General features: G+C 56.7%; 14 protein-coding genes. 10 read left to right on the forward strand and 4 right to left on the reverse strand.

Features of this window, described 5'->3' with window-relative positions; translation table 11 throughout:
• Window position 1: 1 nt before the first annotated feature.
• The gene (locus DXY10_RS06080) at window positions 2-211 is read right to left on the reverse strand and encodes a hypothetical protein (RefSeq protein ID WP_115017144.1); all 210 of its coding nucleotides are present in this window, start codon (window positions 209-211) and stop codon (window positions 2-4) included.
• An 80-nt stretch (window positions 212-291) separates the two neighbouring features.
• Between DXY10_RS06080 and DXY10_RS06085 the strand changes: the two genes are divergently transcribed.
• Genes DXY10_RS06085 through DXY10_RS06095 form a run of 3 tightly spaced genes read left to right on the forward strand, consistent with a single transcriptional unit; the run spans window position 292 to window position 2,841 of the window.
• Window positions 292-858, forward strand: coding sequence for a DUF2854 domain-containing protein (locus DXY10_RS06085; RefSeq protein ID WP_115017146.1), 567 nt, complete (start codon window positions 292-294; stop codon window positions 856-858).
• 9 nt (window positions 859-867) lie between these two features.
• Complete coding sequence (argB, locus tag DXY10_RS06090) at window positions 868-1,731, forward strand: acetylglutamate kinase (protein WP_115017147.1); 864 nt, start codon at window positions 868-870, stop codon at window positions 1,729-1,731.
• A gap of 3 nt (window positions 1,732-1,734) precedes the next feature.
• Window positions 1,735-2,841, forward strand: coding sequence for a DUF3153 domain-containing protein (locus DXY10_RS06095; protein ID WP_115017149.1), 1,107 nt, complete (start codon window positions 1,735-1,737; stop codon window positions 2,839-2,841).
• 25 nt (window positions 2,842-2,866) lie between these two features.
• Here the strand turns inward: DXY10_RS06095 and priA are convergent, their stop codons facing one another.
• Complete coding sequence (gene priA, locus DXY10_RS06100; RefSeq protein ID WP_244281955.1) at window positions 2,867-5,146, reverse strand: primosomal protein N'; 2,280 nt, start codon at window positions 5,144-5,146, stop codon at window positions 2,867-2,869.
• A gap of 347 nt (window positions 5,147-5,493) precedes the next feature.
• On the opposite strand from priA, the gene rpoD reads away from it, so the two are divergent.
• From rpoD to DXY10_RS14505, 3 genes are all read left to right on the forward strand, one after another.
• Window positions 5,494-7,089, forward strand: coding sequence for an RNA polymerase sigma factor RpoD (gene rpoD / locus DXY10_RS06105; protein WP_115017154.1), 1,596 nt, complete (start codon window positions 5,494-5,496; stop codon window positions 7,087-7,089).
• Between the two features lie 869 nt (window positions 7,090-7,958).
• A complete protein-coding gene (locus DXY10_RS06110) occupies window positions 7,959-8,834 on the forward strand; it encodes a hypothetical protein (protein WP_115017156.1) in 876 nt (291 codons plus the stop codon).
• A 462-nt stretch (window positions 8,835-9,296) separates the two neighbouring features.
• Window positions 9,297-9,554, forward strand: a complete 258-nt coding sequence (locus DXY10_RS14505) for a hypothetical protein (RefSeq protein ID WP_115017157.1) — start codon at window positions 9,297-9,299, stop codon at window positions 9,552-9,554.
• Window positions 9,555-10,239: 685 nt separating this feature from the next.
• Here DXY10_RS14505 and DXY10_RS06125 read toward each other — a convergent pair.
• Window positions 10,240-10,728, reverse strand: coding sequence for a hypothetical protein (locus tag DXY10_RS06125; protein WP_115017162.1), 489 nt, complete (start codon window positions 10,726-10,728; stop codon window positions 10,240-10,242).
• Window positions 10,729-11,806: 1,078 nt separating this feature from the next.
• Here DXY10_RS06125 and DXY10_RS15125 point away from each other — a divergent pair.
• Window positions 11,807-12,307, forward strand: a complete 501-nt coding sequence (locus DXY10_RS15125; protein WP_371411126.1) for a DUF3104 domain-containing protein — start codon at window positions 11,807-11,809, stop codon at window positions 12,305-12,307.
• 112 nt (window positions 12,308-12,419) lie between these two features.
• On the opposite strand, the gene DXY10_RS14235 is transcribed toward DXY10_RS15125, so the two are convergent.
• Window positions 12,420-12,842, reverse strand: a complete 423-nt coding sequence (locus DXY10_RS14235; RefSeq protein WP_136989074.1) for a hypothetical protein — start codon at window positions 12,840-12,842, stop codon at window positions 12,420-12,422.
• A gap of 708 nt (window positions 12,843-13,550) precedes the next feature.
• On the opposite strand from DXY10_RS14235, the gene DXY10_RS06145 reads away from it, so the two are divergent.
• The 3 genes from DXY10_RS06145 (at window position 13,551) to DXY10_RS06155 (ending at window position 14,755) form a co-directional block, all read left to right on the forward strand.
• Window positions 13,551-13,916, forward strand: a complete 366-nt coding sequence (locus DXY10_RS06145; RefSeq protein ID WP_115017168.1) for a hypothetical protein — start codon at window positions 13,551-13,553, stop codon at window positions 13,914-13,916.
• A gap of 78 nt (window positions 13,917-13,994) precedes the next feature.
• On the forward strand, window positions 13,995-14,177 hold the full coding sequence (locus DXY10_RS06150; RefSeq protein ID WP_115017171.1) for a hypothetical protein: 183 nt from the start codon (window positions 13,995-13,997) through the stop codon (window positions 14,175-14,177).
• A gap of 239 nt (window positions 14,178-14,416) precedes the next feature.
• Window positions 14,417-14,755, forward strand: coding sequence for a hypothetical protein (locus DXY10_RS06155; RefSeq protein WP_115017172.1), 339 nt, complete (start codon window positions 14,417-14,419; stop codon window positions 14,753-14,755).
• Window positions 14,756-14,777: the final 22 nt, after the last annotated feature.

A 14,777-nucleotide genomic window follows, 5' to 3' on the forward strand; every position in this document is an offset into this window, starting at 1 on the left:
CTCAATTGAGCTGACCATCCCCCTCCATGCGTTCACCTGCGCGGACCAGGAGCTGACCCAGTTCGCGCTCGAGGGCAGCAAGATCCAAGCGCAGCTCCGGCCAGCGTCCCCGGTCAATCTGTTCAAGCAACCAGGCCCGATCCTGATCGAGATCACGGATGAGGCTGTCGAGATCGGATTGATCTGGCTGGCTGGGGGAGCTGCTTTCCATCGGTCCTTTGGCATCGACTTATCCCTCCATTCTCGGGGGTGCGTCCGCAGTTGCGCGCAGCGTGCATCAGAGTGAGCCCCATGAAAGATCTGTTCTCCCCAGGCAACCTGATCACCGTTGCCGGCGGCGTTCTCACCGTTGTGGGGGTCGTGGCGTACACCACAGGTAATGCCAATCTCAGCCTGCCGACCATCTTTTACGGGATTCCGATCCTGCTGGGGGGGCTCGCGCTGAAGTCTTCTGAGCTCCCTCCAGCCCGCCGGGTGGTACCCGCTGCCACCTTCAAGGCCCAGCGTGATGGAGCCCCCCCTGAGCTGGGCAAACTTCTGGCGGATGTGACCCGCTGGCGCTATGGCCAGAAAGCCCATCTCGAATCCTCCCTTGAAGCCCTCAAGCTTTGGGATGAGGACACCCCTCCCCAGCTGCTGGAAATCGAGGAATTCAGCGAAACAGAGAGCTATGGCCTGCGGCTGCGCTTTTCGCTTGGAGCCGTTGGTTTGGAGCGCTGGCAGGAGAAACAGGAGCGCCTTGGACGTTTCTTCGCCAAAGGGCTAAGGGCCGATCTGCACGAGGTGGATCCAGACCACATTGATCTACTCCTCCTCAGCGACGCTGTACCGGCTACAGGTCAGCATGGGGAGCAGTGAACGGAATCGATGGCCAGCGATGACGCCCTGAGGGTTTCCGTCCTCAGTGAAGCCCTCCCCTATATCCAGCGGTTCGCCGGTCGGCGAATCGTGGTCAAGTATGGCGGTGCCGCCATGGTCCACGCCGAGCTCAGAGAAGCGGTGTTCCGCGATCTTGCGCTGCTCACCAGTGTCGGAGTGCAACCGGTCGTCGTGCACGGTGGCGGGCCTGAGATCAACACCTGGCTCAAACGTCTGGACATTCCGGCTGAATTTCGCGACGGCCTACGCGTCACCGATCCCGACACGATGGATGTGGTGGAAATGGTGCTGGTGGGCCGGGTCAACAAGCAGATTGTGAATGGCCTCAACAAGCTCGGGGCACGGGCCGTGGGCCTGAGCGGCAGCGATGGCGTACTGGTGGAAGCACGCCCCTGGGGGGACGGCAGTCATGGCCTTGTCGGCGATGTGGCCCGCGTTAACCCCGAAGTGCTCGAGCCCTTGCTGGAGAAGGGTTACGTTCCGGTGATCTCCAGCGTGGCGGCCACCAGAGCAGGAGTGGCCCACAACATCAATGCCGACACGGTGGCTGGAGAACTAGCGGCAGCCCTTGAAGCAGAGAAACTGATCCTGCTCACCGACACGCCTGGCATCCTTCAAGATCGGGACAACCCCGAATCATTGATCCATCAACTGCGCCTCTCGGAAGCCCGACAATTGATCGAAGACGGCATCGTGGCTGGGGGTATGACTCCGAAAACGGAGTGCTGCATCCGTGCCCTTGCCCAGGGGGTCGCCGCAGCCCATATTCTCGATGGCCGCGTGCCCCACGCCCTACTGCTGGAGGTGTTCACCGACGCGGGAATCGGCACGATGGTGATGGGACGCGGTTGATCGATGAGCTTGCCCACGGCCTTGGCTGAAGCAGCCCTGGAACGGGGCGATTACGGCCAATGCCTGGAACTACTGGAACCGCTGACTCACGATCGGCCGATCTCGGATCCTGAAGGAGCCCGCATCCGGATGTTGATGGTCACCGCCTGGATGGGACAAGGCCAGGAGGAGAAGGCACTCAGCACCTGTCGCCTGCTCACCCGCTGCCGCGACACAGACCTGCGGAACCGCGCCAAACAACTGCTGGAGGTGCTCGAGGCACCGAGCCTGCAGCGTCCTGCCAGCTGGTCGATGCAACTGCCCACACTCGACATGGACCCCACGATGGGTGGAGCTCCTGCCTCAACGCGGCGCAGCAGACGGAAAGGGCCACCACCACCGCCGCCGCCGCCGACCGGGCCCACCAAAGCAGCGGCTCCAGGTTTCGCCGTGCTTGTGATTGCCGTGTTGGTGGCGCTCACCCTGTTGCTGGGGGGATGTGGACGCCTGAACACAGAGATCGACCTGGTTGGACCGAATCGGATCCAACTGGGCTGGAGCAGTGATAGTGGCACCGGCCGCCTACTGCCATGGCAGACCGCATTCGCGAGGGAGCTACGCAGGGGGACTTGGCCGTGGCAACAGAAGACGACCGGCCTGCAACAGGGGAGCCAACGCTTCCAGGCGCCTGTCCTGAGGGCTGCGGCAGCCGAGCAGCTGCTCAGCGACACGATGGCCAGCGCCGGACAGGCCACGGGCCTGCAGCTTCCGAAACCAAGTCTGCAGCTGCATGAACGCAACTGGCTGATCGGCGTGCAACAGCGTCTGGAGCTCGATGTCGATCTCCAGCCCCTGAAGGATCTGCCACTGCCAGACCTGAGCGTGAGCATCAGCCCGGTGCCAAGACAGATCAACAAGCGACGTAGCACCCCCCTTTCGACCGTCACGCATAACACCCGATTGGAGTGGCCCCTGCAGCCGGGAGCCCGCAATCAGCTGACCCTGCAGTGCTGGCACTGGAGCCCGCTTGGCCTTGGCACAGTGTTGGTGCTATTTCTGCTGGGGTTCAGCTTGCTGTTGCAGCAACTGCGCCTAAAGCTTGGTTTCGGCTACCCGGAACTGCCCTCCTAAGCGTCCAACAACCGCCCTTGCAGGCTCAGAGTTGAAGAGGGTCAGGATCCACCGCAAGCGCCACATCGGCGGGAAGAGCCTCCCAAAGGGCAGTACCGGGAGGCAGGGGGAGATCACTACCTGCAGGGCCATGAAGCAGCAGTTGCCAGCGACTGCGACCGGCCACCCGGGCCACCGGTGCCGGTGCCGGCCCAAGCAGCCACCACCCGGCCGCGCTGCAAAGCGGGCGCAAAGACTCGGCAACCAGGCTCGCTGCTGTGGCCGTAGCCGATGCCGATTCGCCTGAAAGACGCAACAAGCAAGCGCGACTAAAAGGCACCAGACCGGCTTCACGGCGCAGAGCCACCTCCTCCTCCAGAAAGCGTTCGTAACGCCCATCCACCAAATGGCGAATCACCGGATGGTCAGGTGAATAGGTCTGAACCAACACCTGACCCGGACGCTCGCCACGGCCTGCCCGCCCTGCCAGCTGAAGCAGCAATTGCAGGCATTGCTCACCGGCGCGCAGATCCGGGCGGTGCAACAGCCCGTCCGCAGCCAGCACAGCCGCCAACGTGACGCGGGGCAGATCCATTCCCTTGGCAAGCATCTGAGTGCCCACAAGCACATCAGCCTCGCCAGCGGCGAACTGCTCGAGCAGACGCCGATGGCCATCACGGCCACCGGTGGTGTCACGATCAAAGCGGAGTAAACGCAATCCCTCCAGCTCTTCGGAGAGACGTTCCAACACCCGCTGGGTGCCAGCGCCGAAGGGTTTAAAGGCCAGGGAGCCGCAATGGCTGCAACTGGACTCCATCTCGGCCCGATAGTCACACCAATGGCAACGCAACCACTGGTGTCCAGGGCGACTGCCATGAACGGTAAGGGCCACGTCACAGTGAGGACACTGCACCACCTCTCCACAGCTGCGGCAGCTGAGGAAACTGCTATAGCCGCGCCTGGGCACTAGAACAACAGCCTGCTCTCCGTTCTCCCTTAAACGGGCGAGCCGCTCCATCAGGGCACGGCTGATCAAACGCTTGTGACCGTCCGCTAGCTCCGCGCGCATGTCAATGACATGCACAGGCGGCAGTTCCTGGCTGGAGATCCGCCGCGTCAAACGCGCTAGGGCCAAGGGACCGGCGGGTGACAGCTGGGTCCAGGTCTCCAGCGAGGGCGTGGCACTGCCCAGCAGGACCCGCCCGCCGAGAGCACGCACCCGCTCCAGAGCCAGATCCCGGGCGTGATAGCAGGGCATCGGTGACTCCTGCTTGTAAGAACTGTCGTGCTCTTCATCGAGCACGATCAGACCCAGTGGATCGAGAGGAAGAAACACCGCCGACCGGGTCCCCACAACCACCAAGGGGGCACCTTGCTGCTGCGCCGCTTCCAGGCTTCGACGCCAGGTACGGACACGCTCTCGGTCGCTGCAACCGCTGTGATATTCAACAACCCGGGCACCGAAGCGACGGCGACAGCGATCCACCAGTTGGGGAATCAGACCGATTTCAGGAGTAAGGACCAAGGCATGGCGGCCAGCCTCCAGCTCTTGGGCCACCAGCTGGAGATACACCTCGGTCTTACCTGAGCCAGTGATCCCCCACAGCAGCATTCCACCACCCTCTGGCTGACGGAAGAATGCCTCCACCACCTGCTCCTGCTCCGCCGTGAGTGTGCGTGGACTCTCGAGCGCGACTCCAGAATCAGAGCTGACGAGCGAGCCCACCACTGCAGCAGGGGAGGGCCGCTGCTCCCTCTGAGCCAGGCCACGCTGCACAAGGGCTTGAACCACAGAGCCACTAAACCCCTCCGCTAACAACTGCCGCTGCCACCCCCCACCCGTTGTGATCAACAGATCCCACAGCTCCTTCTGTCGTGCTGGCAATGCCGGCTGTGCTGAAGCAACGTCATCGGTTTCGATCGCGCATGGCTGGACCCACCACATCAGCCGCTCCGACGCCTGCTGAAGAGGACGCTGACCCAACCAGCCTGGAGGCAAGGCAGCCTTGAGCATCCTGAACGGACTGGTATGACAGCGTTTGGCCATGGCATCCAGCCAATGGCGCCAGATCGGATCCACCGCTGCGCTTTGAACAAGAGCCTGAACCGGTTGAAGCGTTGGTTCGCTTAACTCTGAAGTCACCACCCGAGCGCCCACCACCAGTCCTTGTAAGGGCCGACCGCGCAGCGTCACGCGCACGAGATCGCCGATGCCAATGCCGAGCTGGTGACGATCGCAATAGCTAAAAGCACGACCATCTCTGCCGGCCTCGAGCCACACATCCACCTCAGTGATCGGCGCAGTTGCCTGCCTAGCTGTCACCATCGCCTCCATCGCTTGCTACTGCAGTGGGGTTGCAGGTGTCGCAAGTTTTTTTTAAGATAAGGATGTTGGACAGCACTGCGCTGTTGTCGGAACCAAGCAGAGTTCCGTCCAGAGGGAAGACACGAAGCTCGAGCAAGGGATCCATCCCAATGTTGATCGACCGGTCTAAGAAAGCCCCTGACAGCCCTGCATCGGTCCAAGAATCCAGTCAAACCTTGTTGATTCAGCTGCGTCACCGCTTCTCCTCGGTACCGAAGAACGCCTGAACATTTTTCACCGCTCACGATCCGACCATCGAGCCGGTTTTTGAGTGTCGTACTGCTAACCCCGCTGCCCCTTCTGCCGTTATGAGTCCTGCTGCGAGCAAAACAGCACAGGCCAAGCCCAAAGCCGCTGCTAAGCCATCGATCATGATGCTGGCCGACTCACGTGGCAAATCCAAGGTCGTCAAAGCTGCCGGTGCAGAGGCCAAAAGCAAAACCAAAGCTGACGGCAAGACCCGTTCCAGCAAAAGCAAAACATCCGATCTCCCTGCCGGAACTGACTTGAAGGCTGCCGCCGACCAACTGCTGGCCGCTGCGGACGGCAAGAGCAAAGCCGCCAAAACAACCAAGACAGCCAAAGCAACCAAAACCACCGGCACCAAGGCTGCCGCCAAGACCAGTAGCGCTAAATCCTCAACAACCAAGGCTGCCGCCTCAAAAGCAGCCACAGCATCGATGAAAGCTGGAGATGCCAAGGCTGTCACGGCCAAGGCTGTCACAGCCACGGCCACCCCAACGAGCGCCGAGAAGGAAGCCAAGGCAAAGGCCCTGGCCAGCATCAAGATCGGCCCCAAAGGCGTTTACACCGAAGACTCCATTCGGGTCTATCTCCAAGAGATCGGACGCATTCGCCTGCTGCGTCCTGATGAAGAGATCGAGCTAGCACGGAAAATCGCCGACCTGCTCTACCTCGAGGAACTCGCTGCCCAATTCGAAAGCGACAACGGCCGCGAACCCGACAACAAAGAGTGGGCGGCCTTGGTCGAAATGCCCCTGATTCGCTTCCGCCGTCGCTTGATGCTGGGCCGTCGGGCCAAGGAAAAGATGGTGCAGTCGAACCTGCGCCTGGTGGTGTCGATTGCCAAGAAGTACATGAACAGAGGCCTGAGCTTCCAGGACCTGATTCAGGAAGGCAGCCTTGGCCTCATCCGTGCCGCTGAGAAATTCGATCACGAGAAGGGCTACAAGTTTTCCACCTACGCCACCTGGTGGATTCGTCAGGCCATCACCCGTGCGATTGCCGACCAGTCCCGCACGATCCGTCTTCCGGTGCACCTCTACGAGACGATCTCTCGGATCAAGAAAACCACCAAGGTGCTCAGTCAGGAGTTCGGCCGCAAACCGACCGAGGAGGAGATTGCCGAGTCGATGGAAATGACTATCGAGAAGCTGCGTTTCATCGCCAAGAGCGCCCAGCTGCCGATCTCGCTCGAGACTCCGATCGGCAAGGAAGAGGACTCTCGTCTCGGCGACTTCATCGAAGCGGACATTGAAAACCCTGAACAGGATGTCGCCAAGAACCTGCTCCGCGAAGACCTTGAGGGAGTGCTGGCCACACTCAGTCCACGCGAGCGCGACGTGCTCCGCCTGCGCTATGGCCTGGACGACGGTCGCATGAAGACCCTTGAGGAGATCGGCCAGATCTTCGATGTCACCCGCGAGAGGATCCGCCAGATCGAAGCCAAAGCGCTGCGCAAGTTGCGTCACCCGAATCGCAACGGCGTCCTGAAGGAATACATCAAGATAATAGCGGGGAGCATGGCAAACCCTCTAAAGCCATCAGGCAACAGGGGGTTCAGCAAAGCACTGAATGTGCGTGGGATGCATCTTTCAGAGACCAGTCCCAGTGGTCATCACTTCGGTCGACCTCCGAGTCGCCTCTACTCAGAGAGTACATAAGCCGTAGCTTATGGAAGCGAAAGCTGGGCAAGGGACAACGCTGATCCAGCACACAAGATCAGCTCACTGTGGCCTGAGTATTTGCAGGAACAGGATGCTTTCGTGGTGGTTCGGTTGAATTATTCGGACGCTCAATACTAGGAACAGCCGGAGCAGCAGCACTTGCTGTGGCATCTATGTCGATGAGCATGTGCCCACATCAGCGAAGTGGCAGGCCTAAAAAGAACAGATATTGACCTAAAAGGAGGAGTTATTAACATCACCCCAACCAAAGAGCTGCCACTGAAGAGAAAGCTCCACGAGAGAGTCATCACAATTCAGAAGTATCTATTAACCAAACTCGAGAAGATCCAAGACAAGCTCCAAACAAAGGACACCTAATCCCCTTGGTTTTCAACGCTGAGCGGTACAGATGGCGTGAGGGCATCCAATGGGAACGGAGGCTCGGAATCACACCCAAAGAAACTCTGGAAACGGTAGCTACTTGCCGGGGGGGAAGGAGATTAATGAGCGCACTATCGGCAAGCTCTTCGGTCACAGCCCAAGCAAGGACTCAATGACTGATGGCTAGGCTCAGCCGATCCCGACTCTCTGAGGAGGGCGGCAAAGCAGCTTGGCCGAGACCTTGTGGAGAGTCTCGGCACAGGGGGCTTCACAGTGATGGTGATGCCCTTGAAACAAGTTCCAGCAGTTCGCATGACGGCGGTTGATTCACCCTCAACAGCAGCTCTGAATGAAATCTTCTCAGACATACACCAGGCAACCGAGTTGCCAGCGGAAGACAGCTGAACTACACTGAACTTAAGAAAGATAGAATTTTCCAAGACAATTCTCTTTCGCTCCAGAATTAATTGGGTTGAGGCAAGGCTATGCTTCGCAGAACGTTTATTGGACTGACGACGACAGCAGGCCTTGCGCTTGCAAGTTTGGGCCGAGTCAAGCATGCCAAGGGAGAAGAGGATCATGATTCTGATCAAGACTGCTATATCAATCTTCAGGCTGTTCAAACACGCGACGAATTGATCAAGTACTTCAAAGAAAATGGCTACCACTCGATCAACCCTTTACCTCTGGTCACCGGAGTTGAATTTAATGGCGGCCTTCAATTTGATGACGACAGCTTGCGAATAGGCGCCAGAGACTATTCCATTCAAGCTTCCGCAAGAGTGGAGGATCTCAGCGAAAAAAACAAACCAGGAGCGCTGCCACTCTTCCACGTGATGGCACTCAGTCCTGCAGGCGGGATACAGCCAAATCAAAGCATTGACCTCAGCCTGAAGTTTCTCATCAATCAACTGGGCATTGTTCATGACCGATTGCGTGTCACAGGGACAAATCACCTCTCAGCTCATTTGCCGCTGCTTCAGCAGTATGGAATTCAAGAATCACAGATCCGCTTCGTTGACTTAAAAGAGGCTAGGATAGCTGGGAAAGGTTCAGGCTACTTTGAGCCTAAAGGCCATCCACGCTCACCATCTCTAGAGACATACTCGATCGAATATGTCTTACCAAGCGGTCAGGAAATTGAAATTGTCGAAATCGGCCTCGATGGAATTGGGCTTGGCCTTGGCATCGAGCGATTGACGATGGCACGTCACAATCAGTTGCTGACCTGGAAGCAAGGACTGAAAAGTTTCAGAGATGCAGTACAGGCAAGTGCCCAGCGGCAGGACCTGCCATTGCCCAGAGGGTACTTCGAAATCCTTGGACTCCCGCAACCGGATTCAGACACTGGCGATGCCTAGACACAGCGATACCCAGGGCCAGCGATCCATAATTTGCCCACCACCTGCTCCATGCCCACCTAAAGGACGACGACAAGCGGGAGTGCCAAATCAAGACCCGGCCAGCCGGGGCCATACCTTCGCGAGGTCCACATGCATGGCCTGAGATGCCATCCAAACTCACTCCCTTAGGGGATCTTATTTGGCATTGACCCTCCTCCAATGGAAACCACACCCCAAACTCAGAGCGTCCAGCGCTTTTGAGGCTGAAGGCAAGCCCCCTACTTGGGGGTTTTTTAATGGTCAATCCGGCGATGATCCCAGCACCGGAGCTCCAGCAAAGTCTTCAAAGCAATTGAGTGGAGGACTGCAGCTCGAGCACCCCAATAGCCCCCCTCAGTCGTTTGATACCGATCAACAACTCATTTGGAGAGTCAACGCAAGGCAGAAACCCCTATGACACTGAAGCGAAACTGCCGATGAATGGAATTAAGCCGCGTCGACCGCATCTCCCTGGCGCATCGCTGGCTCCCGAGACAGGACATTGTCCTCATGCTGGAGTGCGCTTACAGAGGCATCTCAGAAGACTGCCAAGATGGTGAATTATTGATGAAGATGGAGAGTTGGATCGAAGGGGCATGTCGACTCTCAGAACACAACATGAAAAACCTTCTGGCGCGAGTGAAAGAGTTTGCAGTAGAGGAGTGCGAAGACAAGTCATCAACAAAACGATTGAGCTGATGTGCACAGACATCCATACGCAATAGAGAGTTCACCTCAAAGTCTTTTGATACCAGCGAGCAGGTCATTTGCAGGAGAGAGTAAGCAAAAGAACCGTTATGAGTGGAGGATAGGATCAATCGCCAATGAAACCGAATCGAGTCGTCCGCATCGCACAGGCTCACCCATGGTTGGCAAGGAAAGACATCTGTCTCATGCTCCACCAGGCGTACGACACATTTTCAGAAGACTACAAAGGCGGGGAAATACAGATCAAGATGGAGAAGTGGACAAGTAACTTGTGCAAACTATCCGAACATGAAGCGAGAAACCTTCTTGCACTAGCAAAAGAGTTCTCTGTTGAAGGAATTGAATACAGTCAATATCCATAACGAAGAGAGACTCACCAGCCCAGCCAAAACACCCTCAAGCAAGCAGGCCCAGACAGCAAGCTTTACATTTGCTAATGAAGTTCGGTGAGAGTCCGTAGACAAGTGCTCACCAGCGCATAGGTTGGCCAATATGGAGTTTCCCTATGACGAGCTTAATTCATCTGGATGCCCCGCTTCACGACGAGATCCTTGATTGGTGGCAAGAAAGAGTTGTAGAACTTGCCCAAAAAAAGATGAACCATGATGCCGTTGCTTTGTTTGCAGAGTTTGAATTAGACAACCGGCTTCTCCTCACAGACCTGAGCGACTAGCGCTTAGCCATCGATCCCTACAGCAGAAAAACCACCTGCAATCCACTCCTCTTCCAACCGATAAAAGTCCAAGAACCATTCCTTTTTCCAATCCTCTGGGATGTCCAGACTCCAGAAATGAGGGACGACAAGGCAGGTCACTAGATGGCCTGTGTGTCGCGTGAGCTGACCAGTTTCTTCCAGATAGGGCTTGTCCTCTGGCTCGGGCAAGAGGTGACGGCACTGAGGGAGCACCACGAACTGAAACAAGCGCTCCTTATCTCCACCCGTTGCAATATCTGCTTCGGCGGCCTTGGTGAAGTCCTCTATGAATTGACTATTGACGTAATCAAGGATGGTCTCCCTACTCCATCGCTGATCAGGGTGGAAGTGATCCAAGCAGTCACCACTGTCCTCCAGGTAGCCACAGACATTCGTAAAGAGCCGGACCTTCTCATCATCAGGAAGGGCTTCAATCCAGTAAGGGTGGAGACTGAATCGCTGAGTTGTCATAAGCCTCAGTCTATTTTCCAGAGCATTGCCTCTACGGCTGTAAGACACACGCCGGAGATAACATCCGCCCCTCTGCCTGACCTTGCTTCGGCGTTGGCATGGATCACGGGGCCTTTGGCGTTACCTCAGCCACGCCCCCCTGTGAAGCACCGGAGCAAAACAAGGTTCTTGGTGTCAGCTCAACAGCTGGACTCCTTCTCCATGAACCCCATTGCCTGCTCGATGGAGCCGGGTATAAATGCGCCAGGTGCAGACAAAAAGACCGCCCCTTATGGAGCGGTCAGATCAGCCAAGTAATCCCCATCACCCGGCCCTTGTCTGCGCCACATATGTGGTACATGGCTTGAATGGTACAAGCTGAACCTTATAGATGGTGTAGCTAAAGCTGCTCTAAAGGTTTGGGTGAACTTTTAATTGGAAGCCAGCCAGCAAGGTCCAAAGCACTGCATGTAGCGGTCATCGGATGTAAGTTTGGAGACCCCATCACCCGGCCTGCCCAAAGAGGCAGGCTTTTTCTTTGGGAGACACCAGTGGTAGTGGTGCCTCCAAGGAATCAGACGCTGGATCAGAAGCGAGAGGTCACAGGGGCGAGTCGTCAGGATCACTAAATGCAGCGGATGCACGCAGACAGAGCGACGCAAACAAGAGAGACATCAGGAGTGTCACCGCGAATTCCATGCCCAACAAGCGAATTTGGCAAGAGTTTCGCCCTGCCAACAAGAAACGTTTGTGGGATTAACAACCAGACGGAGAACAGCATCGAAACCTGACACCCTTCCCTTTGCAGCTGACTTGGAACGCGAGGCGCACTCGATCAGGAGCACGAGTCCGGCTCCAGCGCATGAAAGTTGGTTGCATACGGATAGCCAAAACCCCGTTCAAGCTCTCGAACGATCTCTTCAGCCTTGTAGAGGCCAGAGACCAATTGACAGTTGTGACCTTGGTCGCAGACGCGGTATTCACCCTCTCCGATCCGATGGATCGAGGACCCTCTTGGAGTCAGGGCGATCAGGCAACTCGGTGACGTCATGGCTTGCGTTCAACTTGAGATAGAGAGCAGACAGCAGTGGAGAGGGACGTGGGGCAACCAACTTCCCTCAACTCCGCATCCCAAAGCCATGCAGGACTCGGGACCCCTCTTGTCATGACCCTGGCCGGCTTGGCGATGTCGTATCAGTTGCCACATCTGGAGCGCTCAGCCTGCAAAGACTTGGACTCCTTGCCGACGAACGGATTGCCAGACCAGCGAACACCGCTAGAACTAGCCAATTGGTACAAACGTTCTATGCCCACCAAAAAGGCTGCGGCCGCCTTGGGTCCCACGGCCGCTCGACCAGCGCCCCTTTTTCTCTCGGTGACGCCCGGTGATTTCGTCATCGTGAATCACCAGGCTGACTCCGCCCAACCCCAGAACAGCGATTGGTGGATGGGCCAAGTCATCTTCTGCGAAGGAGGCGCCAGGGACCCCAGCGCGAACAGCCTGTTTCAAATCGCCGATGTCGATGACGGGAGCATCCGATGGGTGAATGCAGACCAGGTTTCCCATATCCTGCACGGACTAGACGGGCTGAACCCATAGGCCAGGACGCCTTGCCGATGGATCGGCGCCAGATCAGGCCAGCTCACGACGTTCTCCTCACACCGCACCTGAGAAGAGCGCGCGGCTTCAATGTCTCCAGAGCCATGGAGGCCTACTGATACCAAAGATCATTGACATGGGTGACACATTCTCTGATCTGCTGTTCCGAAGCCAGTGTCATCTCATCTGACAAGGCCGAGCCACGCCTTGCAGACACCTCTCGAAGATGGTCATGGGCCTTCTGACATCGTTCCATCTGCCTGTCCATCACGGCATTCATCACCTGAGCCTCGATTCCTTGACACTCTGCAGGCGACTCCCGCACCGTTGGCTCATCAGGACTATTGATGTATTTCGTCGGTATTCGCCCACCAGTCTTAACTAAACAACGATCTATTCTGTCCGGAGCGACCTCTTCAAGTTGCTCACGTGAATCCAATCCACGCGTATAAGTCGCCGAGTCATAACCACATTTCCAAGCAGAGGCCAGCAGCCCAAAAAAGACTAGTCCGAACCATATCCTGTTCTTCTTCATCCGTTCACAGCTGCTGACTCTGATGGCTAAGAAGTGGGAATCAAAAGAGCGATCAACTGGCTTGATACTTCCATGCTTGCTGCCATGCAGAGAAGCATAGGCTTCGCACCATTCCCATCGCCTCAACGCGCAAGCACATCAAACAGCAAGGAGACGCGGCTCAGAGCGGGAGCGTTCTCATGACACCGCTTGCGCGGCTGCTATTGGTTCGTTCCATGGCAGCGCTCTGCGTTGGTTCCAACCATCTTCATCTCAAGGCCTCAGCAGAGAGAGCGGCAAACAAAGACACGATCAGGCATAGGCTCGATCGCGGCGAAGACTGATCGGTTCAAACGGAAAGAAAGCACGCATGGCCATGGCTTAATGCAGTAGTGGTTGGAAAACAAAAAGCATCAAGGCATGACCACATTCATCCAGAATGATGCCTGGAAACTAAGATCAACTCCGTTGATGCATGCGCATCTGACGAGCTTGTGAGAGTTTGCATCAAGAATCAACGAGGCATCATCGAGCGACAGACTTTCGAGTCTTGCTGATCAGAACACTCAGGAGAATCGATTCATTCATCCTAAAAAAGGAGGCACTTAGGCGCTGAAATCTGCAGGTCAATACAGGAGTGTTATCAAAGCCGTTTCTGGATCTCTTGTGGACAGGGGCTGAGAGCTGGCCACGCCCCTAAGGTGCAGGCCAGAACCACACATCCCAGTCATGATCAAACGCTTCACAAGCCTGATGGGATGTCTGTTGCTGGCGGCAACACCTGGAATGACAGCGGCGGCATTCAGTGAACGGCAACTGAACACCGTAGGAACAGAGCTCGCAAAAGGCCTGCTCCCGCTTGCCTGCAAGGGCGGCCGATCGATCAGCATGAAAAATCTGGATGAAACAATGATGCTGAAGGCCTTTCTCACTGCCGACATCAACCCCATGGACATGCCTGATCTCACAGATGACCAGGCGGGTTACTTCGTGACGGCCATGATCGTTGAACTCTCCGACGGCATGAGTCGTTCCTGCCCTCGCGTCGATCGTGTCAACGCCATCTATGGCCTACTTGAAAGCTTTTCCAACTAAGTACGACATGGGGGGCAACAAACGAACGATCACAGCACCAGTGCTCATGCCCAGCGGCTCTGTTGCGTTGCAGCAAGCATGAACGGCTTCAATCTGCTTTCCATCACGCTGCTTTCTGGCGGGTTCGCAGCCACTATCACGGTTCTGTTGTATGCCCTGAAGCGAAACCAAACCTATGAGCTCAACCGCTCCAAGCACATCCGCGTCAAACGCCAGCTGAAAAAAATGTTGCACAGCACAACCGAATTGGATCGGGACTGAGGTCTGCTGATCTCTGCGGATCAAGAGCAAAGGCTTCAGAAGCAGGGCGTGAGCAGCCGCAGCGGACGCTCAACGCAGCCAGATCCCACACGGAAAGGCTTGGTTAAGGCAACAAAGCGCCCGGATTGGCCAGCAATGGCATCGGCAAGATGCATGCTCAGGTTTAAACCCCTATCCACCGCCCGCCAGTAAAGCGACCAAACAAAGCCCCTAAGGTGTGGCGACATTTGGGGAGGCCAATGAGTTATCAATACCGCGTGGTGGGAGTCAACGTCACCCCGATTGCTGCTCCGGATCCGGTTAAAGCCAGCGAGCAGTTGAAGATGTCAAAGGAATTCATCGAGAAAGAGTTCGCCAGCCACTACCAGAGCAGTCAGGCCACCAACACGCCTCTACAAGTTCAGAACCTGCTGAACATCTATGGCAAGCGAGGCTGGGAGCATTACTACGAAGGCCAGATCGGAGATCAGGTGCTGCTCTATTTCCGGCGCGATACAGATCTTGCCGTGCCGTCAGTCGACTTCACCGCTGAAGAGATGGCCACGACCCAGATGCTGGCAGCTGAGCAGCGTCCCTGAACGGAGCGGCCCTCAGAATCAA

The organism is Synechococcus sp. UW140 (genome assembly GCF_900474295.1).
Taxonomy (GTDB): Bacteria; Cyanobacteriota; Cyanobacteriia; order PCC-6307; family Cyanobiaceae; genus Synechococcus_C.